The organism is Desulfarculaceae bacterium, assembly GCA_020444545.1.
In the GTDB taxonomy this organism is placed as follows: Bacteria; Desulfobacterota; Desulfarculia; order Desulfarculales; family Desulfarculaceae; genus Desulfoferula.
The window spans coordinates 531,806-555,369 of sequence record JAHLKT010000001.1; the positions used below are offsets into that span (position 1 = coordinate 531,806).

General features: G+C 67.8%; 23 protein-coding genes. 10 read left to right on the forward strand and 13 right to left on the reverse strand.

The window, feature by feature from the left end:
- The first annotated feature begins 464 nt into the window (after nucleotides 1-464).
- The 5 genes from KQH53_02480 (at nucleotide 465) to KQH53_02500 (ending at nucleotide 3,261) form a co-directional block, all read left to right on the forward strand.
- Nucleotides 465-680: a hypothetical protein gene (locus tag KQH53_02480; protein MCB2225516.1), complete on the forward strand. Its 216-nt coding sequence runs from the start codon at nucleotides 465-467 to the stop codon at nucleotides 678-680.
- Between the two features lie 153 nt (nucleotides 681-833).
- Entirely contained in the window at nucleotides 834-1,112 is a 279-nt protein-coding gene (locus tag KQH53_02485; GenBank protein MCB2225517.1) for a ribbon-helix-helix domain-containing protein, read from the forward strand.
- Between the two features lie 97 nt (nucleotides 1,113-1,209).
- Nucleotides 1,210-1,872: an ABC transporter ATP-binding protein gene (locus KQH53_02490; protein MCB2225518.1), complete on the forward strand. Its 663-nt coding sequence runs from the start codon at nucleotides 1,210-1,212 to the stop codon at nucleotides 1,870-1,872.
- Nucleotides 1,865-2,707 carry a metal ABC transporter permease gene (locus KQH53_02495; GenBank protein ID MCB2225519.1) on the forward strand — a complete coding sequence of 281 codons (843 nt, stop codon included), beginning with the start codon at nucleotides 1,865-1,867 and terminating at the stop codon, nucleotides 2,705-2,707. Before KQH53_02490 ends, KQH53_02495 begins: the two co-directional genes overlap by 8 nt.
- A gap of 98 nt (nucleotides 2,708-2,805) precedes the next feature.
- On the forward strand, nucleotides 2,806-3,261 hold the full coding sequence (locus tag KQH53_02500; protein MCB2225520.1) for a ferritin family protein: 456 nt from the start codon (nucleotides 2,806-2,808) through the stop codon (nucleotides 3,259-3,261).
- A gap of 87 nt (nucleotides 3,262-3,348) precedes the next feature.
- Here the strand turns inward: KQH53_02500 and KQH53_02505 are convergent, their stop codons facing one another.
- From KQH53_02505 to KQH53_02545, 9 genes are all read right to left on the reverse strand, one after another.
- Nucleotides 3,349-3,960 carry a CVNH domain-containing protein gene (locus KQH53_02505; GenBank protein MCB2225521.1) on the reverse strand — a complete coding sequence of 204 codons (612 nt, stop codon included), beginning with the start codon at nucleotides 3,958-3,960 and terminating at the stop codon, nucleotides 3,349-3,351.
- 26 nt (nucleotides 3,961-3,986) lie between these two features.
- A complete protein-coding gene (locus tag KQH53_02510) occupies nucleotides 3,987-4,541 on the reverse strand; it encodes a Slp family lipoprotein (protein ID MCB2225522.1) in 555 nt (184 codons plus the stop codon).
- Between the two features lie 175 nt (nucleotides 4,542-4,716).
- Nucleotides 4,717-5,769 carry a prolipoprotein diacylglyceryl transferase gene (locus KQH53_02515; protein ID MCB2225523.1) on the reverse strand — a complete coding sequence of 351 codons (1,053 nt, stop codon included), beginning with the start codon at nucleotides 5,767-5,769 and terminating at the stop codon, nucleotides 4,717-4,719.
- Nucleotides 5,770-5,805: 36 nt separating this feature from the next.
- Nucleotides 5,806-6,813 carry a phosphatidylserine decarboxylase gene (locus KQH53_02520; GenBank protein ID MCB2225524.1) on the reverse strand — a complete coding sequence of 336 codons (1,008 nt, stop codon included), beginning with the start codon at nucleotides 6,811-6,813 and terminating at the stop codon, nucleotides 5,806-5,808.
- A complete protein-coding gene (locus tag KQH53_02525; protein MCB2225525.1) occupies nucleotides 6,803-9,217 on the reverse strand; it encodes a hypothetical protein in 2,415 nt (804 codons plus the stop codon). Before KQH53_02525 ends, KQH53_02520 begins: the two co-directional genes overlap by 11 nt.
- 155 nt (nucleotides 9,218-9,372) lie before the next feature.
- Nucleotides 9,373-9,843: a hypothetical protein gene (locus KQH53_02530; GenBank protein MCB2225526.1), complete on the reverse strand. Its 471-nt coding sequence runs from the start codon at nucleotides 9,841-9,843 to the stop codon at nucleotides 9,373-9,375.
- A 68-nt stretch (nucleotides 9,844-9,911) separates the two neighbouring features.
- Nucleotides 9,912-10,220: a hypothetical protein gene (locus tag KQH53_02535; protein ID MCB2225527.1), complete on the reverse strand. Its 309-nt coding sequence runs from the start codon at nucleotides 10,218-10,220 to the stop codon at nucleotides 9,912-9,914.
- Between the two features lie 107 nt (nucleotides 10,221-10,327).
- Nucleotides 10,328-11,944 (reverse strand): FMN-binding glutamate synthase family protein, encoded by a 1,617-nt coding sequence (locus tag KQH53_02540; protein MCB2225528.1) that lies wholly within the window; start codon nucleotides 11,942-11,944, stop codon nucleotides 10,328-10,330.
- Between the two features lie 378 nt (nucleotides 11,945-12,322).
- On the reverse strand, nucleotides 12,323-13,639 hold the full coding sequence (locus KQH53_02545) for a helix-turn-helix domain-containing protein (protein MCB2225529.1): 1,317 nt from the start codon (nucleotides 13,637-13,639) through the stop codon (nucleotides 12,323-12,325).
- Nucleotides 13,640-13,882: 243 nt separating this feature from the next.
- Here KQH53_02545 and KQH53_02550 point away from each other — a divergent pair, with 243 nt between their 5' ends.
- From KQH53_02550 to KQH53_02565, 4 genes are all read left to right on the forward strand, one after another.
- Nucleotides 13,883-14,383, forward strand: coding sequence for a DoxX family membrane protein (locus tag KQH53_02550; GenBank protein ID MCB2225530.1), 501 nt, complete (start codon nucleotides 13,883-13,885; stop codon nucleotides 14,381-14,383).
- 5 nt (nucleotides 14,384-14,388) lie between these two features.
- Entirely contained in the window at nucleotides 14,389-14,898 is a 510-nt protein-coding gene (locus KQH53_02555) for a rhodanese-like domain-containing protein (protein MCB2225531.1), read from the forward strand.
- 133 nt (nucleotides 14,899-15,031) lie between these two features.
- Entirely contained in the window at nucleotides 15,032-15,187 is a 156-nt protein-coding gene (locus KQH53_02560) for a hypothetical protein (GenBank protein ID MCB2225532.1), read from the forward strand.
- A 6-nt stretch (nucleotides 15,188-15,193) separates the two neighbouring features.
- Nucleotides 15,194-15,730, forward strand: coding sequence for a disulfide bond formation protein B (locus KQH53_02565; GenBank protein MCB2225533.1), 537 nt, complete (start codon nucleotides 15,194-15,196; stop codon nucleotides 15,728-15,730).
- A 203-nt stretch (nucleotides 15,731-15,933) separates the two neighbouring features.
- On the opposite strand, the gene lexA is transcribed toward KQH53_02565, so the two are convergent.
- Nucleotides 15,934-16,533 (reverse strand): transcriptional repressor LexA, encoded by a 600-nt coding sequence (gene lexA / locus KQH53_02570; protein MCB2225534.1) that lies wholly within the window; start codon nucleotides 16,531-16,533, stop codon nucleotides 15,934-15,936.
- Nucleotides 16,534-16,655: 122 nt separating this feature from the next.
- Entirely contained in the window at nucleotides 16,656-18,575 is a 1,920-nt protein-coding gene (locus KQH53_02575; protein ID MCB2225535.1) for a hypothetical protein, read from the reverse strand.
- A gap of 138 nt (nucleotides 18,576-18,713) precedes the next feature.
- Between KQH53_02575 and asnB the strand changes: the two genes are divergently transcribed.
- The gene (gene asnB / locus KQH53_02580) at nucleotides 18,714-20,696 is read left to right on the forward strand and encodes an asparagine synthase (glutamine-hydrolyzing) (protein MCB2225536.1); all 1,983 of its coding nucleotides are present in this window, start codon (nucleotides 18,714-18,716) and stop codon (nucleotides 20,694-20,696) included.
- Between the two features lie 851 nt (nucleotides 20,697-21,547).
- On the opposite strand, the gene KQH53_02585 is transcribed toward asnB, so the two are convergent.
- Together KQH53_02585 and KQH53_02590 are read right to left on the reverse strand one after the other, a co-directional pair.
- A complete protein-coding gene (locus KQH53_02585; GenBank protein ID MCB2225537.1) occupies nucleotides 21,548-22,294 on the reverse strand; it encodes an NAD-dependent deacylase in 747 nt (248 codons plus the stop codon).
- 13 nt (nucleotides 22,295-22,307) lie between these two features.
- Nucleotides 22,308-23,561, reverse strand: coding sequence for a glycosyltransferase (locus KQH53_02590; GenBank protein ID MCB2225538.1), 1,254 nt, complete (start codon nucleotides 23,559-23,561; stop codon nucleotides 22,308-22,310).
- Nucleotides 23,562-23,564: the final 3 nt, after the last annotated feature.

Sequence of the window (23,564 nt, forward strand, 5' to 3'; positions counted from 1 at the left end):
GCGGGAGTCAAGGAGAAGCGTGGAGGACTGTCCAGGAGCGCGGGTCTCGGGTTTGGCGTGGGCAACGAAGAAGGAGAGATTTTAAATAAAGAAGCGAGGGAAGCCTTAGCTGGAGCACCCGCGGAGCTTGCCCGGTGGCCCGGCGCCGAGGGACACGGCGGCTCCGGGTAGCGACTTCGACTCACGAGGCCGCCCATTCAGCCGGCCCCTGGGACCCGATGCGCGCCGCCGTAATCGCCTCGGCCCATCCCATGTTCAACTCCCCCTTTTTCCCTTACCTACCCTAACCACGTCCCTTTGAGCCGATCCCCCGCAATTTACCATACCCATCAGCCGATCTATTCCCCTCCAGCCTGCTTCCCCGCCTTCACACACCCTTCATCCCCCCGTGACCTCGCCGTAACAAACCCTTGGTAATCCTTTAAGTGTCGCGGCCAGCCACCGCGGCAAGGAGAACCGACACCATGGATAAGATCAACGGACAACTGGTGCTCTTCCTGCTGCTGCTCACCACCACCTGGGTGTGGTCCCTGGTGGCCGTGGCCGGTTGGCGGCTGCGCCGGCGGGTCCGTCTGGGCCTGCCCGGCCCACCCACCTGCGATGTGGTGGTGCGCCTGGCCGTGCGGGGCACCGCCCTGCTCGTCTTGGGGGTGATCGTTTCCATGGTGGCGGCCTCCTGACCAGTTCTTCCCTCCTGATTCTCGTATTTCTCCTATCCCCCCCTTCCCCGGCCGCCTAGCCACGGCCGGGGTTGGCTTTTGGGGCCCTTGCTTGCCGTAATAATTGGTATTACGTATACTGAGGCCATCGGTTACCACCGTTGGAGGCGCGGTATGGCAAAGGGCAAACCCGAGGTGATCACCTTCAAGGCCGAGCCCGCCCTGGTCGAGGCCATGGAGGGCATCAAGAACCGCTCGGAGTTCATTCGCGCGGCCATCATCAGCGCCCTGGACGGCGTGTGCCCCCTGTGCCGGGGCACCGGCATCCTCACTCCGGAGCAGAAAAAGCACTGGCAAAGCTTCGCGCGCCACCACAAGGTGGAGCGCTGCGAGACCTGCGACGCGCACTACCTGGTCTGCCAGGCGCCCGGCGCGGGCGAGCAGGGGCACTAGGGGTACCTTGGCGCTCATCGATCTAAAAGACGTCAGCTTCTCCTACAACGGCCGCCCGGTGCTCACCGGCGTGGACCTGGCCGTGGAGCCGGGCGAGATGCTGGCCATCCTGGGGCCCAACGGCGGGGGCAAGACCACCCTCCTGCGCCTGATCCTGGGCCAGGTGCATCCCCAGGGCGGCACGGTGCGCATCTTCGGCCAGCCCCCAGCCGCCGCCCGGCCCCGCATCGGCTATCTGCCCCAACACGCCGAGGTGGACCCCAGCTTCCCGGTCAGCGCGCTGGAGGTGGTGCTAACCGGCACCCTGGCTCCGAGAGCGGGCCTGGGCTTCTGGCGCAAAGAGCAGAAGGCCGCCGCTCAGCACGCCCTGGAGCGTCTGGAGGCGGCGGAGCTGGCCGGGGCCAACTTCGGCCAACTCTCGGGCGGCCAGCGCCAGCGGGTGCTCATCGCCCGGGCCCTGGCCGGGGGGCCGGAGCTGCTCTTGCTGGACGAGCCCACCGCGGCCATCGACCCCCGGGGCGGGGTGGATCTGATGCGCATCCTGGGCGAGCTTCGCCCCGCGGTCACCATCGTGCTGGTCACCCACGATTTGGGATTTGTCTCGCCCCACGTGAGCCGGGTGGCCTGCATCAACCGCACCCTGTCCATCCACCCAACCCAGTGCATCGACGGGGCGCTCATCGACCAGCTCTACGGCGGACATGTGCATCTGGTGCGCCACGACCACGACCTGTGCGGGCCGGGGGGCTGCCATGACTGAGTTCATCAGCGCGGTGGCCAGCCACGGCTTTTTGCAACAGGCGCTGGTGGCCGCCGCCCTGGCCAGCCTGGCCTGTGGGGTGGTGGGCACCTACGTGGTGGTCAAACGCATCTCCTACATTGCCGGGGCCGTGGCCCACAGCGTATTGGGCGGTATGGGCGCGGCGCGCTACCTGGCCGTGGTGCACGGCTGGGACTGGCTGCATCCGCTGATGGGCGCGGTGGTGGCCGCCCTGGCGGCGGCCATGGTCATCGGCCTGGTTAGCCTCAAGGCCCGCCAGCGCGAGGACACCATCATCGGCGCGGTATGGGCGGTGGGCATGGCCCTGGGTGTGGTGTGCATCGCCCTCACCCCGGGCTACGACGTGGAGCTGATGAGCTACCTCTTCGGCAACATCCTCCTGGTGACCCCGCGCGAGCTCTGGCTCATGGGCGCCCTGGACCTGGTGGTGGTGGCCGCGGCGGTGCTGTTCAACCGCCAGCTTTTGGCGGTGTGCTTCGACCAGGAGTTCGCCCGCCTGCGCGGCCTAAAGGCCGACACCTACTACCTCTTGCTCTTGGCGCTCACCGCCATCACCGTGGTGCTCTTGTCCACGGTGGTTGGCATCATCCTGGTCATCGCGTTGCTGACCCTGCCCGCGGCCACGGCCTCCACCTTCGCCCGCCGCCTGGGGCCCATCATGGTCCTGGCCGGGCTGCTCAGCCTGGGGTTCACCTGGGGCGGCCTGGCCCTGAGCTACGCCCCGGACCTGCCCGCCGGAGCGGTGATCATCCTTTTGTCCGGGGCGGTCTATCTGGTGGTGGCCACCGGCGGCTGGCTGAAAAAGCGCCTCTGAAATCGCTCGTGCCGGGCAAGGCCAAGCTTGGGAAGCCGGCGGCTTTGTGCTAGAATTTTGATCGCCGATTCGACAACTTTTAGTGGGAGCCCAAAGCGATGAGCAACTTCACCTCGGTGGACGATATATTGGATTTCGCCATTTCCCGCGAGGAAGAGGCGGTGGCCTTCTACACCAGCCTGGCCGAGCGCATGGAAAAGCCCTGGATGAAGGAGGCCCTGTTGGGCTTCGCGGACCAGGAGCTGGGGCACAAGGACAAGCTGATGCAGGTCAAGCAGGGCAAGACCCTGGAGCCCTCGGCCGACAAGGTCAAGGACTTGAAGATCGCCGACTACGTGGTGGCCGCGCCGCTGAGCCCGGAGATGACCTACGCCGACGCCCTGACCGTGGCCATGCAGCGCGAGAAAAAGGCCTTCATGCTCTACCAGCGCCTGGCCGACTCCTGTGGCATCGACTCGCTCAAGAAGACCTTCGAGGCCCTGGCCCAGGAAGAGGCCAAGCACAAGCTGTGGCTGGAGGTCGAGTACGACGACAAGGTGCTCACCGAGGACTAAGCCCGCTTCCTTTCAAGCCCCTGTGAAAAATTCAGGCCCCCGTCCGGCGCGGACGGGGGCCTGGTTTTTTTAAGCGGGGTCCGGGTGCTAGCGCACGCAGCGCAGCCGGCCGTTGTCGTTGGTCAGGGTGCGGCAGCCCCGGATTTTCACCCAGGTGCCGTGCCAGTCGCCGCCCCGGTTCTTGCACTCGGCCCACATGCGGTCGCCTTCCACCCGCCAGCGGCGGCAGCTCTGGCGCCAGGGGCCGTCGGGCACCCGGTAGGTGCGGCCCGAGCCGCAAACCAGGCGGCCGTTGTCATTGCCCACCTCGCCCCGGCAGCGGCTCACGTCCAGCCAGGACTGCACCCAGTCGCCGTGGCTGTTCTTGCACTCGGCCAACAGGGAGTTGCCCTTCATGCGCCCCCGGCGGCAGGAGTTGCGCCAGGAGCCTTGGGGCAGATCGCGCCCGCCGCCACCGCAGGTGAGCTGGCCCTCCTGGTTGGCGATGTCTCCGTTGCAGCGGTAATAGCGGATGCTGGTGTCGAACCAGCGCCCGCCGCCGGCCCGGCAGCGGCAGTTGAGCCGCCCGTTGTCCACGTAGCAGTCCTTGCAGGAGTCGCGGTAGCTGCCCGGAGGCAACACCTTGGCCCCGGCGATCATGGGCATGGCCAGCACCAGCCCCAGGATCGCCATCGCGGCGATCGTCGCGAATTTTCTCATTTCCACTCTCCTCCTGCTTCAGCTTTCTACCACCAGGGATAGGCGCCGTACCAATAGGGATAGGGCCCGGGCGGAGGCATGGGCCCCCAATAGGGATCCTGGGGCCATATCACCGCGGGCCGCTTCTGCCACAGCTTCACTTCCTTGCCCCGGAGCAGCACGTAGCGGTACTTCACCTCGCCCACGGGCAGCGACTCCACCCCCACGATCTCGCCCACCACGGTCACCTCGCGGTTCTTGTGATAGATCTCGGGGTCCAGGAAGCCGCTCATGGCCACGATGAAGCGGCCCGAACTCTCATAGGTCTTCTTAGGCCGGTCGCTGCTGTCCAAAGGCACCTGGAGCACCTCGATGAGGGTGCCCTTCTTCTTGTTCACCGTGCGGATGATGCGCCCGCCCCAAAGCACCGTCTGCCCCTTGGCCGCGCCCGGATCCTTGCGGGCCTGGGTGATGGTGAGCTTCTGGTCCACCTGGGCCATCAGCTCGGGCGAGACCACCGGCGGGGCGCAGCCCGCCGCCCAGACCAAGAGCAGGGCCAGCCCCAAAGCCAGCACCCCCGCTCGCGTTGTTGATTTGTACATGATTCCTCCGCGAATTTGCCGACCGTTTACTGGGCAGGGTCCACGCAAACATTTTAAACCGGCGGGCGGCCCATGGCCAGAGCCTTGCGGAGGGAAGGGGCCGGGCGCGGGCAAATCAAAAAACCGGGGGCGGACCCGGCATTCCGCCCCCGGCCGTGGCCTCGGTAGTGCGTGCTTAGATGTTTTCCTGGACCACGTGGAACTTGACCGTGGCTCCGGTCACCCGGCTGCGGCCGGTGTAGAGCAAGGCGGCGATGCCCAGCGCCTGCAGGCCCAGGAGCACCCAGGGATTCCACAGCACGGCCAGCCCCGCGCCCAGGCTGGGCAGGGGGTCCGTGGCCGCGGGCAGGGCCCAGAGCACCAGGGCGCAGTATGGCAGGGCGGCCAGGGCCATCCACTGATAGGCGGTTAGCTTGCCCCCGCCCCGGTGATCGGCCCGGAGCATCTCGGCCAATACCCGCCACACCTGGCTGACCCCCACCGACAACAAGAGGGCCAGGGCGTAGCGGCCCGAGAGGAACAGGCTGAGCCCGGCCAGGCCGGTGGCCATGTTCAGCGCCGCGCTCAGCGCCTGCACCGGCACCACCTTGCGTCCGGCCAGGCCGCTCTCGTAGGAGATCTTTTTGGTGGCCCCGGAAAAGCTCATGGCCAGGGGCTCCAGCAGCGAGCGCATGCGGGGGCTCAGGCTGTCCAGGGGCTTGCCGTAGCAGCAGCCGAAGCTCAGGCAGGCCATGCGGCCCAGGCCCTCGCCGAAGACATAGGCCACGGCCATGGCGGTGAGGGCGGGCAGCACCGGGAACTCGAAGCCCATGCTGTTGCCCAGGGCGGCTCGGGCCCCCAGGGCCAGCCAGGGCGCGGCCAACAGACCCACGAAAAAGGCCCCGGCCACGGTGAGGGTGAAGCGTTTGTGCTCCACCACCCGAGCCATGATGCGCGCCGCCGGGGCCGACACGCTGATCAGCGGCAGGCCGAAGACCAGCGCGCCCAGGGCGGGGACACCCACCGAGCCCAGCATGAACAGCAGCAGGGCCGAGGAGAGCATCACCCCCCCGGCGGTGATCAGCCCGTAGTAGGTGATGTTCATGCCGCTCCAGGAGCCGTCGCCCTGCTTGGCCAGGGGCACGGCGGCCAAAATCTGCCAGCGCTCGCCGGGCAGATGGCGGCAGCCCCACCAGAGCAGCGAGGCCAGCCCGGCCCCCAGAAGCAAGATCAGGATCGCGTTTTCCATGAGACTCTCTCCTTGCACCCCCGTGGAATATCCGGCCTAAACCGCGCGCCCGATGCGCGAGCGCACCTTGACCTCGGTCTCCACCAGGGGCCGGCCCAGACCGGCCGAGAAGCGGCTGTGCACCCCCGGGGCCCTGAGGTTGGCCAGCAGGTCGTCGTCGAAAACCACCCGCCCCGCCTGGAACAGAAGCACCACCGTGCTGCCCCCGGGGCGGAACAGGCTCTTGGGCTGGCCTTTGGCCAAAAACATGCCGGGCACCACCGGGCGGGGCCGGTCGTAGGCGTTGTGGCAGTAGCACTGCACCACCTCGCCCACCATCAAGGCGGCCACCTCGATCATGGCCACCAGGCCGCAGCCGGTGCCCCGGGGCACGTCGGTGTCGATGATGGTCACCTCGCGCCGGTTCTTCGACAGAGGCGCCAGGCCGTCCACCGTGGCGGTGGGGTTGCAGGCGTGGCAGCCGCCGCCGATGGCGTAGTGGTCCACCACCCGCCCGGACACCGGGGTGTGGGCGTAGTGGTACTTGTCCGGGGTCAGGCGGCCCACCGCGTAGTCGGCCTTGGCCAGGGCGGTGAGCCAGCGGGTCTTGGTCTCGCCGATGAGCTCGGCGAAGGTAAAGAACTTCTCCTTGAGATACAGCGCCGAGTCGCGCTCCAGGGAGCCCACCAAGAGGCGGCAGTCCGCCGGGGCCACCACCGCGAAGGGGTCGTGGTCCATGGGCCGGGTCTGCCAATAGCGGATCTTGCGCTCAAAGACCTTGCGCGGGGTGTCCAGCAGGGCCGGGTCGTCCAGACACTCGGCCGGGTCCACCCCCAGGGAGGCCAGCATGGCCGCGCCCCCGCCCTTGGGGCGGTTGATCATCAGGTCGTAGTTCAAAAACCCCAGCAGGTTGGAAAAGCGGGGGCTGGTCAGGACGTTGAACAATGGCGTGGCCTTTTCCTTGATGCCCCCGTAGAGCAGCGAGACCAGCTTGTCGCCCACCAGGCGCTCGGTGACAACCTGGCCGGTGGGGCGGTCGATGTATTGATGGGCGCTATGCGGCATCCTTGTCCTCGCGGTTGCCCCCGGGCTCGCCGCCGGCATAGCGCCGGGCGTCCGCGGCCAGGGAGACGATGAGCAGGTTGATCAGGTTCAGGGCCTCGCCGGGGGCCATGGTGCCCCGGGCCAAGCCGCTCTCGGCGGCGCGCAGGCAGCGGGCGGCCCCGCCCCGGCCTCCGGCCCACTCCAGGGCCCGGCCCAGCTCGCCCTCCAGGGCGCGGCTTTGGGTCAGGTCTTGCCGGAGCAGGCCCAGGGCCTCCTCCAGGTGTGACCGGCGCAGGCCCTCGCGGTAGTGCTCCTCGGCCGCCTGGTTGAACTCGGCCGCCGTGGCCCGGAAGGGGTCTTTCACCCCCAGGCGGTCCAGCACCCCGGCGGTGAGGCGGCCCTGGGCCCCCAGTTCGGGCTGGTCCAGGCGGGCCTCCAGGTCCTCCAGCATGGGCCCCAGGCCCATGGCCTCGATGAGCCCGGCCCCCTCGCGGCGGATATAGGCCAAAAGGGCCCGGCGGTACTCCAGGTTGTAGACCCGGAGGTAGCCGGGGTAGCGGCGGCTGTGGCGCACCCGGCGGCTGTCGGCGGCCAGTGAGCGCAGGAAGATGTTGTCGCTGTCCATGCGCAGGTAGAAGGTGGGGATGCCGATGGCCGCGCCGAAGAAGGCCTGGCGCCGCTCGCTCTCCACCTCGGGCCCGTCGGGGATGTGGCTCATGGCCAGGCGTCCCCGGGCGATCTGCAACAGGGCCAGGGCGGTGATCAGGCGTTGCAGCTCCGCCGCCGGGGCCAGGTCTTTTTGCAGCCCGGCGAAGAGGCTGTAGTGGCGGCCCTCGAAGCCGGAAAAGCCCATGGCCGCGAATTCGCGCTGGCGGTAGAGCAGGTAAATGGGCATGCAGGGGTCGAACGCGCCCTGCTGGGCCAGGTCGTGCTTGAGGCGCTCCTGGTTGCCCAGGCGGCCGTCCAGGGCCGGGGCGGAGTGGCTGCTCATCACCGCCACCAGGTAGTCCATGAGGCGGAAGTCGCCCACGAAGTCGCCCTTGAGCCCCAGGCCGCGGGCCAGCATGGCGTCCAGCCAGGGCGGGCCGAAGGGGGTCAGGCGCAGGCCCAAAAAGCGCGATTTGAGCCGCGCCTTCTTTTTCCAGCGCCGCCAGATCATGCGCAGGTGGGTGTAGTCCAGCTCAAAGGGCAGGAAGCCCAGCACCCGCTCGGGGTGGAAGTCCGCGAAGTCCAGGCGATAGGGAGCGGCGCTGTAGGAGCCCACGAACAGGGGCAAAAAGTGCTCCACGAACTTGATGACCAGATCGCCCACATACTTCTCGGCCGTGGGACCCATGTCCCCCTGGCCGTGGGCCAGGGCCTTGGAGAGCCTGCGGCTGCCCAGGCTGATGTGCACCCCGTTGTTGGCCAGGCTGATGTTGCTGGCCCCGGGCAGCACCACCAGGTTGCGGGTGATGATGCCCGCTTCCTTGAGCCGCGCCAGGGCGTTGAACTGGGCCCGGCTGAGCGTCTGGTGGCACAGGTGCATGTAGCGGTGCTTGTCCTCGCCCCGGTCCCAACCGCTCAGGCAAGGGCTCATGAACAGCTCGCGGTAAAAGCTGTCGCTCACGCAGTCGTTGAGCTGCTTCTGGCGCACCGGGGGGTGGGGCGCGAAGTAGGCCAGCACCCGCTGGCCGCTCTCGGCCAGGCCCAGGGCGCCCTCGGCATAGGCCAAAAGGGCCTGGGTGAGCAAAAAGCGCTTGGCCGTCTCCCCGGCCAGGGCCCGGCCCAGGCCCGGCCCGGAGTCGTCCACCACGTGGAAGGAAAAGGTCTCGGGCGAGGTGTTGTCGCTGAGGAAGTGCTCCATTAGGCGGCGGCCGGTGGCCTTGAGCAGATTGGGCGCGCCGGGCTGGCGGCCCAGGGCCTCGGCCAGGGAGAGCTTGAGCAAATAGCTCACCGGCACCCGCAGGTGCTCCGAGCCCTGGTGCCGCACCACGAAGCGCCCCGCGTCGGCCCGGCGGCCCTGGCCGGGGTCGGCCTTGTCGGCCAGGAGATCCTGCTCCCACACCCGGCGGGCGGCCGGGCTCAGGGCGTCCAGGGGCAGGCGCACCCAGGAGTTCTCCCACACCCCGCCGGGGTTGGCGGCCAGGTATTCGTCCAGGTCGTTGACCAGGCGGGCCGGGGTGTCGCCCCGCCGCTGGCGCTTGACCAAATTCAGGTAGAAGTTGGAGCTCTCGATGGTCAGGGGCAGGTCCACCTGATCCCGCCCCCCGGCCACCGCGGCCTGTAGCTCGTTCTCGCAGCCGGCCGTGGCGTCGCCGGGCCCAAAAGGCAACGAGGCCGCCAAGGCGTCCTCGCTGCCCAGGTCCAGTCCCAGCCGGGACAGCCAGGCGGCCGGATAGCGGCCCCCCTGGCGTTTCCAGTTTTGCATGTCAACCATGGGCATGAATTCGGGCATCTCCCCGCTTTGCGGTTGCCGACCCCCGGTCCCCTGGACCTATGAGGTCTTTACATGCCCGAATTTACGCCCAAATCACCACGCTTGCGTGGCGGGGGCGTTACCGAATTGTGAACAGATGGTGAAAAAGAGGCCCGGGAAGGTTATTTGGCCTTTTTGCCCGAGGAGCTGAGCATCTCGTCCAGGGGGAAGGACCGGAAAATGAGGGACATCTCCTCGAGGTTGTATTTCTGGTTCACCCCGATGGTCAGGCTGGCCACCCGGTCCGGCAAGAACACGGTGAGGTAGCTGAACACCTGCCAGTCGCCCTCTTGCAGATACACCGCCGGGCGGCCGTCCAGATCGGTCCGCCGCGCGTCCGCCTGGTCTTCCTCGGGCTCGGGGTTGTCCAGGTCCAGGCGATATTCCAGAAACGCGCCGTTGTCGTTGAAGATGCATACCAACTGGGGCGCGCAGGCCTCGGCGGTGATCAGGTTGGCCGACTCTTGCAGCTTCCAGCCCGGGGGGGCGGCTTTCACGGCCTGGGCGCAGAACTCGCCCAGGGTGGGGGGCCAGGCCGAGGCAGCGGTGGCAGTGAGCAGGATCAACAGCAGTGAGCAAAGGGCGCGGCGCATAAGTTCCTCCGGGCCCATATTGTGGGCCATGGGACGCCCCGCGTAAAGGGCCATTTAAATAAGATGCTTCAGCGCAGCAGAACGAAGGCCCACCAGGGGCCGCCTTGGGGCTCGCCTCCCTCATCGGCCAGGAAGAGCTTGCGGTCCCAGGCGCGCAGCAGCGAGGCCATCTGGCGGGCCATGGCCGGGGAGTGGGTGCACCACATCAGGCGCATCACCCGCCAGCCGTCCCCGGAGCCGGACAGGTCGCGGGGGCGGGCGGTCACCCCGATCTTCAGGTTGTTCATGGAGAAGTTCAGCCGCCCCAGCTCGCCGGTGAGCTGGGGAAACACCGCCTGCGGGTCGCCGATGGCAATATGGCTGAAGTCCAGGAACACCGCCCCCTCCCCAATGCGCGTTTCCTAAAAAAGGGTAGCACGTCTGGGGGAATGAAGGGGCCGGCCCCGCCCGAAAAGACGGGGCCGGCCGTGGCGGAGGCTCTATCCTAGGCTACCTGCGCGGTTCGGTTGCCGTTTGGCAGAGAGTCTATGATATCCAGGGCCTCCTGGCGGTAGGCGTCCATAATGTAGGCCAGGCCGGTCACCTGGGCGGACTCCTGGCTCAGGGCGGCCAGGTCGCGGCGCTCGATCAGGTCCACCCGCCATTTGCGGGCCCCGGCCATGAGCTGTTGCAGACCCACCTTGAGCTTCTGGGAGGCGGTGTAAATGCCGATGGCCCCCAGGGGCAGCTGTTCCACCTCCGCGCCGAAGGTGTCCTTGAGCTCCTCGTAGGCCACGAAGATCTCTTCCTTGGTGGTGCCGTGCTTGCTCACCGTGCTGGGCAGGCCGCCGTCCTCGCCCGCGATCCAGCGGCCGATGTTCTTGCCCACCATGCCCGGGATCATCAACGCCCGGCCCATGCACACCGCCTTGACGTAGGGCGCGCCCAGGGCCAGGGCCTTGAAGATATGGTCCTCGGCGCTGAAGCCGCCGGCAAAGGCCAGGTCCGGCACCCAGCCGCCCCGGGCCTCCAGGCGGCGGCAGAGCTCATAGGCCATGGAGTGCAGATACAGGGCAGGCACGCCCCACTCGCACATCATGCGCCAGGGGCTCATGCCCGTGCCGCCGGGCGCGCCGTCGATGGTGAGGAGGTCGATCTTGGCCTCGGAGGACCAGCGGATGGCCATGGCCAGCTCGCGCATGGGGTAGGCGCCGGTCTTGAGGGTCACGCGCTTGGCCCCCAGGGCCCTCAGGCGCTCCACCTCGGCCATGAAGCCCTCTTGGTCCACGAAGCCCAGGCGGCTGTGGCGCTCGAACTCGGTGATGGCCCCGTCCTTGAACGCGGCCTGGATGGCCTTGCTGTCCGGGTCCGGGGTCACGATGTAGCCGCGCTTTTTCAGCTCCTGGGCCCGCTCCAGGGAGTGCACCTTGATCTCGCCGCCGATGCACTTGGCCCCCTGGCCCCATTTGAGCTCGATGGTCTCCACGCCGAGCTGGTCGATGGCGTACTCGGCCACGCCCAGGCGGGTGTCCTCCACGTTCATCTGCACCAGGATGTCGCCGTAGCCCTGGTGATAGCGGCGGTAGGCCTCCACCCGGCGCTCCATGTCCGGGGCCTTCTTCACCTTGCCGTGCTTGTCGAACTCCAGGCCGGGGTCGATGCCGCAGACGTTCTCGCCGCAGACCAGGCTGATGCCGGTAATGGCCGCGCCCACCGCGAAGTGCTCCCAGTTTACCCGGGCGATCTCGGTGGAGCCCAGGGCGCCGGTGAACATGGGGATCTTTTGCTTCACCTTGTTCTGCACCCCGAAGGAGGTCTCGGTGCTCACCGCCGGGAAGGTGGCCCGGTCCGGGTCGGCCTCGCAGCCCGCCGCGCCCAGGGCATAGCCCATGATGTTCAGGTGGCTGTAGTCCACCGGGTAGTCCTTGTCCGCGCCGGCGGTTATCTCGCCGAAGGGGCTGGGATAGAGCAGCTCGCGGCCGCGGAAGGTGGCGTTGAACAGGTCGCAGTTGCCCTTGCAGCCGTCCACGCAGCGCGAGCAGATGCCCGACTGGGGGGCCACGCTGCGGGAGCGGTTCTTGGTCTGCAGGGCCTCGTTGGCATTGGGGCGGTGCAGGTTCATGACATCCTCCTGAGTGGGTTCCGGGGCGGCAATGGCTGCCGCTGTTATTAGTGGTACTGAATAGGCAATAACTGCCTTATTTCAAAAACCACGCCCCATGTCAAGCCCCCCTCTTGGGAGGTATTAATTTTCAACTAGCTTATTTAATTAATTTTTTTGTGATGGACATGACGAGGGTCGCGGCAAGCCGTCGCGGCCCTCGGATGCCAATTACGGCAATATTGCCTTAATTACCTAGTTTTTACAGAATTGAAACGGCAGATAGCCTAGCAATGACGCTACGAATAAAAAATAATCATTTTTTTAGAGTATTTTTAGTTATACCGATGATAGGCCCGCCCGACATTAAGGCAAACTAAAGCTAGTTTGGCCTGGCCTTCAGTGCAGCTTAAGCCAAAGCAACCGGGCCGGTTCGCTCCCGGGGTTGGACCACTGGGTGGGCACGTCGCTGGTCAGATAGACCATGTCCCCGGGCTTGAGGCTGTGCACCTCGCGGCGGGCCTTCATGCGCGGCTTGCCCGCCAGCACGTAGCCCACTTCCTGGCCCTTGTGCACGAAGAAGTGGCCGTTCAGGCTGGCCGAGGGGGCCAGCTCGATTATATAGGGCTCGGCCGAGCCCTCGAAATCCATGGGGCAGAGCATCCGGGCGTTCACCGCCCCGGCGGGCAGGTCCTCCAGGCGCACCTCGGCCGCTTCTTCGGCCGGGAAGATCAGGCCCCGGGCCTGGCCCGCGCTCTCGCTGAACAGCGAGGCCACCTCCACGCCCAGCACCTCGGCCATCTTCACCAGGGCGGGCAGGGAGGGGTAGATGTGGTTGCTCTCCACCTGGCTGATAGTGCTGGGGGTCACCCCCACCAGGCGGGCCAGCTCGGTCTGGCTCAGGCCTTTTTTGGCCCGAAGCTCCTTGAGCCGCGCGCCCAGCTCCACCAGGCCGGTGGAGCGGCGCTGCTCGGCGAAGATCACCGTGTGGTCGCGCACCCAATAGTTGTGGGTCTGGTGCAGGGATTCCTGAGGCCGGTTGTCCGCCTTGAGCACGGTCAGGCTGGTGGTGCCCCGCTTGATGGCCAGCTCGATCACCACCTGGGCGATCTGGCCCAGGGAGGCCTTGAGCCGGGTGGTGTGGGCCTCCTTGGCCATGATCCAGTAGGCCACCGTCTCCAACTCGTAGAGCCTCGGGCAGGCGTGGCCGTAGAAGCGGAGCACCGCCTCCTCGCCGCCCCACAGCTCGGCCATGCCGGTGAGGCTCTCGAACACGAAGCGCACGTCGCCGCTCAGCTCGGCGTGCAGGCTGTAGAGCATCTCGCCCACCGCGGCCGGGTCCTGGGGCCGCTGGCAGGGCTCCACCCGGCAGGGGGGCTCGGCCTCTTCGTAGAAGCGGCGGAACACCTCCGAGCCCTCGCCCTTGCCCCAGGTGAAGCAGTCCAGGATGATCAGGCCGGCGTAGTCGGCCAGGGCGCCCAGCTTGTCCAAGAGGTTCTTGGGCGAGCGGTCGGCGGTCACGTAGATCAGGGGACGCTTGGCCGCCTGGGAGGCCAGGATGAAGTTGTGGCAAAACTCCCAGGCCAGGGAGCCCGCGTCGTCCTCCCAGACGACGTTGTCGCCGATGTAGAGCCCATCCAACAACTTATCCAGGTCACTCACTCCGGAACTGATCCGCGCCGCCCGTGCCGCCAAAGATTTCCTCCCGAATTTCATTCACACTTAAAGCGCAAAAAATATCGCTACCTCCAATAGTTAACACCCGCCCCCTCTCAAAGGCAACTTGATTGTTACCGATACTTAATACGGTTGCCCAACGGCGGTGCTTGTCCATCGTCCAAATCTATACGTATCGCTGTTAGTCATTACTTTTAAGTATTTTACAAAGCCCTCCGCGCAATCTACTTATTGGGCAGGCCTAGGGCCCAGCGAAGGCCCTCTCTATGGCAAGGAGTATCGGTGAGCCCACGCAACGGCCTGGCCGGCCTGATATTCTCCCGCTGGAGCTACCGCCTGCTGCGCTGGGGGCTGGCGGTGGTGTTCATCTACGCCGGCGCGGTCAAGCTCATGGACCCGGGCTCATTCGCCAACATCATCGTGCGTTACGGCCTTTTGCCCGACGCCCTGGTGCCCTGGGCCGCCCTGGGCCTGCCCGCCCTGGAGGTCTTGGCCGGGCTGGGCCTACTGGTGGACCTCCGGGGCAGCCTCAGCCTGATCAGCCTGATGCTGGTGATGTTTGCGGTGGTGCTCTATTGGGGGGCCCTGGCGGGGCTGGAGATCGACTGCGGCTGTTTCAGCTCCGACGAGCTGGCCGAGCACGACTCCCTGCGCCAAGCCCTGTACCGGGATTTGATGATGCTGGGCGCGGCGGCCTATCTGTACCTGTGGCGCTGGGGGCGCCGTCAGGTGCGGGCCGAAAGCGCCTGGCGGCATAGCTATCCATACACTCAAACGAGGTGAGAGAGATGAAGAAGTTTGTTCTGATTACGGTTCTGGCCCTGGCCGCGGTACTGATGCTGGGCAGCCTGGCCTCCGCCGGCTTGTTCGGCGACAAGGAACTGGAGAACGAGAAGCTGGTGGTGACCTTCTACAACGAGGTCAAGCGCGGCGGTTACGACGTGGTGGACACCGAGACCTTCAAGGGCTGGGTGGACGCCAAGAAACCCATGGTCATCGTGGACACCATGCCCTACGAGGCCTCCTACAAGAAGAACCACATCCCCGGCGCGGTGCAGTTCCTGTTCCCCATCCCCGACGTGAAGGAGATGAAGCCCGAGGACATCGCCAAGTACACCAAGCTGTTGGGCGACGACAAGGACAAGGTCATCGTGGTCTACTGCGGCTTCCCCAAGTGTACCCGCAGCCACAACGGCGCCATGTGGGCCAAGAAGCTGGGCTACAAGAACGTGTACCGCTACCCCGGCGGCATCAAGGCCTGGATGGAAAAGGACTACCCGGTGGCTACGGTCAAGTAAGACCCCCACACCTGCTAGAACATGAAGGCCCGGGGCGTTGGCGCCCTGGGCCCTTTTTAATGCCCCCGATTTGCCTCCGCCGCGCCCAAGCCCGCATAATCTAAAGGCATCACCCATGGCAAGGAGGCAAAACATGAGCGCGATCCTATTTTTCATGGCCCTGGGCTCCATGGCCCTGGCCTGGTTCGGGCGGCGGCACCTGGCCATGACCCTGGTATTGGCGGCCATCGCCCTGGGCACGGTGTGGTTCGGCCACCACGTCACCAGCGCCATCCGCATAGATCTGTAGGCCGCCATGAGCTACGACCTTGCGCGCAAAATAAACCTGATCTTCGTGTTGGGCATCGCCGGAGTGCTTTCCGGCTCCCTGGTCATCCAGTTCACCGGCGAGTATCCCTGCCCCCTGTGCATCCTGCAGCGCCTAGCCTTCGTGCTCATGGTCATGGGCCCCCTGCTGAACCTGCGCTTCGGGGTGCGCCAACGCCACTATGCCATCAGCCTGTTCGCGGCCCTGTTCGGCATGTCGGTCTCGGTGCGCCAGGTGCTCCTGCATGTGGTGCCCGGCACCGGCCACTACGGCTTCGCGGTGGCGGACATGCACCTGTACACCTGGGCTTTCGTGTTTTTCTTCGTGTCGGTGTTCGCGGTGGGAGTGATGCTGGCCATCCACAAGGAGGCCGAGATCGTGCCCGAGGTGGTGAACCAGCGAGACGCCTACGTCAAGGTGGCCTTCGGGGTGATGGGACTCATCGTGGCCATCCTGGCCGTGGCCACCCTGCTGGAGTGTGGTTGGCAGTGTCCGGACAGCCCCACCAGCTACAAACTGCTCTGAAAAAACAGCGGCCGGCCCGGGAATCCCTCTCTCCACCCCGCGCCGGCCGTCTGGCCTGAAACCAATTCTTCTTTAAAGCCCCCGGCACAGCCAGGCGGCGGCAGGCAAGGCGCGGGCTAGCGAGTTCCGCAGGCGTATTGCTAATACGCCGAGGAGACGAGCGCCGCCCGCAACGCCGCATCCCGCCGTCTGGCGAAGCCGGCCTAATTCTTTCTCACCAGCCCCACCATGATGCCCAGCACCCTCGGCGGCTCGTCCTCGGGCCCCACCATGATGCTCTTCACCGCCGGGTTGGCCGCCCTGAGCTCCAGGCCGCCGCTGTGGGGCACGAAGTGCTTGAGCGTCACCTCGTCGCCCAGGAGCACCGCGGCCACCTCGCCGGTGCGGGCGTCGTCCTGGGCCCGGAGGATCACCAGGTCGCCCTCGGCGATGTGGTCGTTGATCATGGAATCGCCCCGTACCCTGAGGGCGAAAAAGCTGCCCGAGCCAAAGAAGCCGGGTTCCAGGCCCAGCACCTCCTCCGCGTCCTCCACGGCCAGAATGGGCTGACCGGCGGCGATCTTGCCCAGCACCGGGATGCCCCGGCGGCTGTGCAGCACCTCCAGGGCGCGGGGCCGTCCGGCCTTGGAGCGCATGTAGCCCTTTTTCTCCAGGGCCTTCATGTGGTCGTGGGCCGCCCGGGGGGAGCGGAAGCCGAAGTTGGCCGCCACCTCCCGCACCGTGGGCGGGTAGCCGTGGTTGGCGGTGAACTCCTCTATGAACTCCAGGACCTGAGCCTGGCGCTGGGTCAGTCCGCGAGTCATGGCCTCCTCCTTCGCTTAGCCATAGGGCCTGCCTCATACTATACAAGGGTAGAGAGCAAAAGCAAGCCCCAAACGCGGGGGAAAATTCGATTTTGGGAAAGGTTTGAGCGGGATAGCCTGGATCAGGGCAAGGGGCGCTGGCCCAGCACCAAAACCCAGGCGCACAGGGATAGGGCCAGGGCCAGGGCCAAGGCCTCGTTGGCCCGCCAACGGGGGGGCTCGGCGGGGGCCACGGGCAGGCGCCAGGCGCACAGGGCGTAGAACCCGGCGCAGAGCAGGGCCACGGCCAGGGCTGGCAGAGTCTCGGCCCAGGCCCCGAAGCCACTGGGCAGGCTGCGGCTCAGGTCCAGGCCCAGGGCGCGCCCGGCCCGGAGCAGCAGGGGGTTGGGCCCTCCCGGCTGGGTAAGGCGCATCCAGGGCAGCAGGGTGAGTAGCCAGGTGTAGAACAGCCCCGCCCCGGCGGGCAGCCAGGAGGCCAGCCGCCACCAGGGTTGGGACAGCGCGGCCATCACCGGGGCCATGAACAGGGCCGCCGGGGGCAGGATGACCACGGCCAACAGCCCGGGGGGGGCCATGCCCCCGTGCCAGCGGTACCAGCCGGTGAAGCCCATTGCCGCCAGGTGCAAGGAGGCGGGGATCAGGTAGTGCAGGCTGGCCGCGGTGCGGCGCTTCAGGCTCACCGGCAGACCGCCCAGGGCGATGAGCAGCATGGGCGCGGTGAACAGCAGGCCCTGGGCCTGGTCCAAAAACAGCCCGCCGCTGAAGGCGGCCAGGGGGGTCCACCAGTACATGGCCTGGCGCCACCAGGCCGCGTTTTCGGCCAGGGCCCCGGCCAGGGGATGGGGCCAGCCCCAGGGGCTGAGCACCACGGCGGCCAGGGCGGCCACCGGCGCGGCCACGGCCAGCGCGGCTCCCAAGCGGCCCAGCCGGTGGCGCAGGAGCTCGTAGAAGCCCAAGAGCAACAGGCCCCCGGCCAAGGCGATGTAGCGCAGCTCCAGCCCGGCCAGGAGCAGGCAAGCGGCGATGATCAGCGGCAAGGCGCTCCAAGGCCGCGTGCGGGCCCAGGCCAGCAAGCGCAAGCCGCACAAGGTCAGCAGCATGGCCGGGGCCTCGGGCAGGACCAGGCCCCCGGCGATGAACACCGGGGCCGCGCCCAGGGCCAGGCCGGCCGCCGCCGCGCCGGGTCCGGCCCGCACCCCGCTAGCCCCCAGCCAGGAGATCAGGGTCACCGCCGCCAGGGCCATGAAGCCCGTCTGCAACAGGAGCACCCCCAGGCGACCGGCCAGGATGTAGGCCGGGGTGATGAGCAGGGAGAACAAGGGTGTGGCCGCGCCGCCGGGGCGGTCCAGGCGGGCGGGCTCGCCCTCGTTCCAATAGAAGCCCTGCTGCCGTTGCCCGCCCTGGCTGATGAGCAGGGCCGGCTTGCCGGTGGCCAGGGCGTGGGCCTGGGCCAGATAGGCGCTCTCCCCGCCCCCGGAGCTGACCACCTGGTCCAGCCAGGGCGCGGGCAGGGCAAAGGTCATCAACGCGGCCAAAAACACCCCCACCAGGCCCGCCCGGCCCAGGGGGCGGCCCTCGGCGGCGGCGGGGGCCAGAAACACCTGCCACACCAGGCGCAGCAGGATGGCGCTTTTGAGAGTGGTGAGCCCCAGGTAGATCAGGCCCAGGGCCAACATGCCGTTGCCCAGGACGTTCCACACCAACACCTGCACCACCCCGGCGGCCAGCAGGAGATAGGCATAGGCGTCGAAGCGCTGGGCCTGGCGGCATTGCTCCCGGGCCGCCGGGCCGCGCCCGGCCACCAGCAGGGAGATGATCCCCAAGGCCAGGGTGGGCAGGGCGGCGGCGGCGGGCAGGGCGATGCACACGAAGCGCCGGAGACCCCAGGGCCGCACCAGATCGCCCCAGACCGCCGGGCCGGGGCGGTCGGGCAGGCCGAACAGCTCCCAGAAACCGGCCAAAAGCAGCCCGGCCAGGGCCCCGGCCAGGAGCCCCAGAAGCATTTGCAGCCAGATGTGATGGGTGCGCGCGGGCGCGGCCATGCAGCCTCCTGGGAACGGACGCCTCATGGTCGCACACCGTGGGTGCCCTGGCAAGGCCCCGGCCATGGACTTGGCCCGGCGCATGGGCTATAAGCTGAGGGGACCGCGTGTTATTTTCGTCAGTCGGGAGGCCGGGGCATGTGCGGCATAGCCGGGTTTTGGGACAGCCGGGGGGGCGAGGCCGGGGCGCTTTTGGCCCAGGCCGAGGCCATGGCCGCCGTGCTGGCCCACCGGGGCCCGGACGACGCCGGGGCCTGGGCCGATCCCGGCGCGGGCCTGGCCCTGGGCCACCGCCGCTTGTCCATCATCGACCTCTCCCCCGCCGGGGCCCAGCCCATGGCCAGCCATGACGGCCGCTGGCATTTGGCCTACAACGGCGAGATATACAACTTCCCGGAGATCAAAGCGCGCCTGGAGGCCGAGGACCCGTCCCTGGCCCGCGCCTGGCGGGGGCACTCGGACACCGAGGTTCTGCTCGCCGCCTTTACCCGCTGGGGGGTGGAGGCCACGCTAAAGGCCACGGCGGGCATGTTCGCCCTGGCCCTGTGGGACGCGGCCGAGCGCCGCCTTTTTCTGGCCCGCGACCGTTTGGGCAAGAAGCCCCTGTACTACGGCTGGCAAGGCCCGGCCCTGCTCTTCGCCTCGGAGACCGGCGCGCTCAGGGCCCATGAGGCCTTCCGCGCCGAGGTGGATCGCGAGGCCCTGGCCCTGTACCTGATGCGGGGCAATGTGCCCGCGCCCCGAAGCATCTATTCCGGCATCGCCAAGCTGCCCCCCGGCTGCTACCTGGCCATTGACCAGGCCGCGCCCGGCCGTTTGCCCGCGCCCCGGCCCTACTGGTCGGCCCTGGAGGCGGCCCAGAGGGGCCAGGCCGATCCCCTGCCAAGCGAACCCGAGGCCCTGGCCCGCTTGGAGGACGCCCTGCTCACTGCGGTGCGCGGCCGCCTCATCTCCGACGTGCCCCTGGGCGCGCTGCTTTCCGGCGGGGTGGACTCCTCCCTGGTCACCGCGCTCATGGCCGAGGCCAGCCCCGCGCCGGTGAAGAGCTTTTGCATCGGCTTTGGCAGCGCGGTGCACGACGAGGCCCCCTACGCCAAGGCGGTGGCCGGGCATTTGGGCACCCAGCACACCGAGCTCTATCTGGAGCCCGCCAAGGCCCTGGAGCTGGTTCCCGCCCTGCCCGATGTGTACGGCGAGCCATTTGCCGATTCCTCGGCCCTGCCCACCCTGCTGGTCTCGGCCCTGGCCCGGCAGCGGGTCACGGTGGCCCTGTCCGGCGACGGAGGCGACGAGCTTTTCGGCGGATACGAGCGCTATGCCTGGGCCCCGCGCCTGCTGGGCCTCAAGCGCCGCCTGGGCCTCCTGGCCCCGGGCCTGGCCTGGGCCCTGAGCGCGGGCGGCGAGCGCCTGGCCGGGCCGCTCATCTCGGCGGCCATGCCGCTGTTGCCCGCGCGCCTGCGCAAGCAGAACCCGGCCGACAACCTGCACCGTCTGGGCGCGGCCCTGGGGGCCAAGGACGGCGTGGCGCTCTACGACCAGCTGCTCACCCTGTGGGCCAAACCCGGCGAGCTGCTGCGCGGGGCGGTGAGCCCCCAGCCTTATCCCGGCCCGGCCCCGGCGCTTGAGGGCCTGGTGCCCCGGATCATGCTGCGCGACGCGGTGAGTTACCTGCCCGACGACATCCTGGCCAAGGTGGACCGCGCCTCCATGGCCGTTAGCCTGGAGCTGCGCTGCCCTCTCTTGGACCACCGCGTCTTCGAGCTGGCCTGGCGCATGCCTTTGCAATGGAAGGTGGGTCCCGAGGGCGGCAAGCTGCCGCTAAAGAAGCTCCTGGCCGCCCGCCTGCCCCGGGAGCTCATCGAGCGGCCCAAGACCGGCTTCGGAGTGCCCCTGGCCGCCTGGCTGCGCGGACCGCTCAAGGGCTGGGCCGAGGAGCTGCTGGCCCCAGCGCGCCTAAAGGCCGAGGGCTATCTGCAGCCCGAGCCCATCGCCAAGGCCTGGCGCGAGCACAGCACCGGCCGCCGCGACTGGCACCATCATCTCTGGGTGGTCTTGATGTTCTCGGCCTGGCTGGCCGCCCAGAACGAGCCGCCTGCCTCGCCCAGCATCCCAAGCTTGTAAGGCCACGCCGCTCCCAAGCCCAATTCAAGCAATAGCCGTCATTGCGAGGGCCGCCGCCCAAAGAGGTTGTAGAAAGGGAAAAGCCCCTTGCGGCGGGCCGTGGCAATCTTCCCTGGACTCGTCTTCCCCTATCCTGAAAGTGGCTGTTCTCCGGGCGCGCGCCTGACGATCACCAGGGAAGATCGCCACGTCGCGGCGGGAGCATCGCCTTTTTCATAACCACGTCTTCTGCCGCCGCTCCTCGCGATGACGGCTATTTCTATATTCTTACTTGCCGCTCCCGCACAGCTTGCCGGAGCCGCCCCTTCTTTCCGCCTCCCCAACCCCACCACCGCCGGGGTTGCTTCGGGGCCGGCATCTCCCCGCGCCGCTTAGGCGCTTGTTCTGCCCACCCACCAAAACAAAAAGCGGCCCTTGTCCGCTTGCTCAACTCCATGAAGCCGCCCCGCCAGCGAGCGCCCCTCTCCGGCAACCACCCTTATGCCGGCCCTGGGTGACCCCGATAAAAAACGCCCTCTTGCTTTTTTTCTCCCCCTTTTCTCTTTCTTCTCCCAACCCCACCACCGTCGGGGTCGCCTCGGGGCCGGCATCTCCCCGCTCCGCTTAGGCGCTTGTTCTGCCCACCCACCAAAACAAAAAGCGGCCCTTGTCCGCTTGCTCAACTCCATGAGGCCGCCCCGCCAGCGAGCGCCCCTCTACGGCAACCACCCTTATGCCGGCCCTGGGTGACCCCGATAAAAAACGCCTTTTCTTTTCGCCTTCTTTTATTTTTTCGCGATGGTCCGGGGCCCAAAAAAGTGGGCGGGGACAAACCCCGCCCTCGCCGCTTCTTCTTTTTTCAGCCGGCTACACTAACCCCGAATCTCCCTGACCAGCTCCAACAACCTCGGCAAAACCTCCGCCCCGCCCGCCATGAGCGAGATGTCGGCCACGTGGCCGGTGAGCGGGGTGGGCTCCAGGTTGATCTCGATCACCTTGGCCCCTGACTCGCGGGCCAAGCCCGGAAGCTGGCTGGCCGGGGCCACCACCGCGCTGGTGCCCACCACCAGCATGGCCGAGCAGCCCTGGGCCGAGGTCATTGCCGCCAACAGGGCCCGCTGGGGAATGGCCTCGCCGAAGAACACGATGTCCGGCTTGATCAGCCCGCCGCATACGCAGTGGGGCACCTCGCCGTGCAGGGCCAGCTCGGAGCGGCGCATACCCTTGCCGCAGTCCATGCACACCAGGCGTCGCCCCGAGCCGTGGAACTCCACCACCGCCTTGGAGCCCGCCACCTGGTGCAGGCCGTCGATGTTCTGGGTCACCACCAGGTCCAGCAGGCCCATGGCCTCCAGCTCGGCCAGGGAGTGGTGCACCTGGTTGGGCTCCGCGCCCAAGACCACCGCGTCCAGCTCGCGGAGCATGTTCCACACCCGGCCCGGATTGGCCAAAAAGGCGTCGATGCTGGCGTAGTCCATGGGTTCGTATTTTTCCCACAGGCCCTGGGAGCCGCGAAAAGCGGGGATGCCGCTGTCCACGCTGATGCCCGCCCCGGTCAGGGCCACGGTGCTTTTGCTGGCCGCCAATATCTCGGCCGCCCGGCGCAGTTGATCATCCATGATGCTCTCCCCCTCAGTCTCCGGCCTGGCCGTAGAGCCGCGCGATGTCCGCGGCCAGGCGTTGTTTGGCGTGATTGGCTTGCACGTATTCCCGGAGCGCCCCGCCCAGGCGGCGGGCTTGCCCCGGCTCGCCCAGCAGGCGGGCCAGGCCGTGGGCCAGGGCCGGGGCGTCGCCCACGGGCGCGCTTACCCCGCGCTCCCGCAGCTTGATGCCGCCGCCCCAATCTTCTTGCGTCTCGCCCAAAAGATCGGGCACCCCACCCACCTCGGTGGCCACCACCGGCAGACTTGAGGCCCCGCCTTCCAGTATAGACACCGGAGTGCCCTCGTTGTTGCTGGTGATCATCAGGGCGTCCAGGCCCGGGAAAAAAGCCTCGCGGTCGGCGCGCATGCCCAGCAGGGCCGCGCGCTCGCCCAGGCCTCGGCGCTCGATCTCCGCGCGCAGCTCGGCCAGCTCGGCGGGCGAGCCCCCGCCGATGAGCAAAAAGCGGCAGCGCGCGAAAAGCTCCGGGGCCTCGTCGCGCAGGGCGGCGGCGGTGGCGAAGAACAGGGCGAAGTTCTTCACCGGCGCGATGCGCCCCACCGCGCCGATCAATAGCTCGTCCTCGCCCGCGCCCAGCTCGGCCCGGAAGCGGGCCCGTCCCGCCTCGGGGTCGGCAAAGGGCGCCAGGTCGATGCCCAGGGGCACCACCACCGCCTGCTCCGGCCGCCCCACCCCAAAGACCTCCACGATCTCTTGGTATTGGCGGGGGCTGATGGTCACGATGCGCCAGGTGACCGCGCGCGCCAAAAAGCGCTCCAGGCCCAGAAAGAGCCGCGCCTTGGCCGGGCCGAAGTAGGAGTGGAAGGTATGGCCGTGGAAGGTGTGCACCACCCTCAGGCGCGGCCAGCCCCGCATCCGGGCCAGGGGCCGGTAGATCAGCGCGGCCACCCGGCCCAGCAGCCCGGCCTTGGAGGCGTGGGTGGCCAGGATGTGGGGCTTGGTATCCATGAGCAGCCTGAGCACCGCGCCCAGGCTGGCCAGGTCCGCCCCCGGCGAGATGGCCCGCCCCAAACGGGGCAGCTCCACCCACTCCAGGCCCCCGGCGGCCAGTTCGGGCCCCAGGTCGTCCTCGCCGCCCTGCACCCGGCCCGCGGCCAGGGTCTGCTCGAAGCGGGCGGGGTCCAGCTCCTCCATGAGCCAGGCCACGTGACGGGCCGGGCCGCCCACGTTTAGCCGGGCGATGAGGCGCAGGACGCGCACGGGTTGGGGATTGGCGTCAGTCATACT

Coding starts and splice junctions, on each gene's coding strand:
- KQH53_02490 (MCB2225518.1), top strand. CDS start 1,210: ATGCTGGCCATCCTGGGGCCCAACGGCGGGGGCAAGACCACCCTCCTG.
- KQH53_02495 (MCB2225519.1), top strand. CDS start 1,865: ATGACTGAGTTCATCAGCGCGGTGGCCAGCCACGGCTTTTTGCAACAG.
- KQH53_02530 (MCB2225526.1), bottom strand. CDS start 9,843: ATGCGCCGCGCCCTTTGCTCACTGCTGTTGATCCTGCTCACTGCCACC.
- KQH53_02560 (MCB2225532.1), top strand. CDS start 15,032: ATGAGCGCGATCCTATTTTTCATGGCCCTGGGCTCCATGGCCCTGGCC.
- asnB (MCB2225536.1), top strand. CDS start 18,714: ATGTGCGGCATAGCCGGGTTTTGGGACAGCCGGGGGGGCGAGGCCGGG.
- KQH53_02510 (MCB2225522.1), bottom strand. CDS start 4,541: ATGTACAAATCAACAACGCGAGCGGGGGTGCTGGCTTTGGGGCTGGCC.
- KQH53_02545 (MCB2225529.1), bottom strand. CDS start 13,639: ATGAAATTCGGGAGGAAATCTTTGGCGGCACGGGCGGCGCGGATCAGT.
- KQH53_02565 (MCB2225533.1), top strand. CDS start 15,194: ATGAGCTACGACCTTGCGCGCAAAATAAACCTGATCTTCGTGTTGGGC.
- KQH53_02575 (MCB2225535.1), bottom strand. CDS start 18,575: ATGGCCGCGCCCGCGCGCACCCATCACATCTGGCTGCAAATGCTTCTG.
- KQH53_02555 (MCB2225531.1), top strand. CDS start 14,389: ATGAAGAAGTTTGTTCTGATTACGGTTCTGGCCCTGGCCGCGGTACTG.
- KQH53_02500 (MCB2225520.1), top strand. CDS start 2,806: ATGAGCAACTTCACCTCGGTGGACGATATATTGGATTTCGCCATTTCC.
- KQH53_02525 (MCB2225525.1), bottom strand. CDS start 9,217: ATGCCCATGGTTGACATGCAAAACTGGAAACGCCAGGGGGGCCGCTAT.
- KQH53_02590 (MCB2225538.1), bottom strand. CDS start 23,561: ATGACTGACGCCAATCCCCAACCCGTGCGCGTCCTGCGCCTCATCGCC.
- KQH53_02520 (MCB2225524.1), bottom strand. CDS start 6,813: ATGCCGCATAGCGCCCATCAATACATCGACCGCCCCACCGGCCAGGTT.
- KQH53_02585 (MCB2225537.1), bottom strand. CDS start 22,294: ATGGATGATCAACTGCGCCGGGCGGCCGAGATATTGGCGGCCAGCAAA.
- KQH53_02540 (MCB2225528.1), bottom strand. CDS start 11,944: ATGAACCTGCACCGCCCCAATGCCAACGAGGCCCTGCAGACCAAGAAC.
- KQH53_02480 (MCB2225516.1), top strand. CDS start 465: ATGGATAAGATCAACGGACAACTGGTGCTCTTCCTGCTGCTGCTCACC.
- KQH53_02485 (MCB2225517.1), top strand. CDS start 834: ATGGCAAAGGGCAAACCCGAGGTGATCACCTTCAAGGCCGAGCCCGCC.
- lexA (MCB2225534.1), bottom strand. CDS start 16,533: ATGACTCGCGGACTGACCCAGCGCCAGGCTCAGGTCCTGGAGTTCATA.
- KQH53_02505 (MCB2225521.1), bottom strand. CDS start 3,960: ATGAGAAAATTCGCGACGATCGCCGCGATGGCGATCCTGGGGCTGGTG.
- KQH53_02515 (MCB2225523.1), bottom strand. CDS start 5,769: ATGGAAAACGCGATCCTGATCTTGCTTCTGGGGGCCGGGCTGGCCTCG.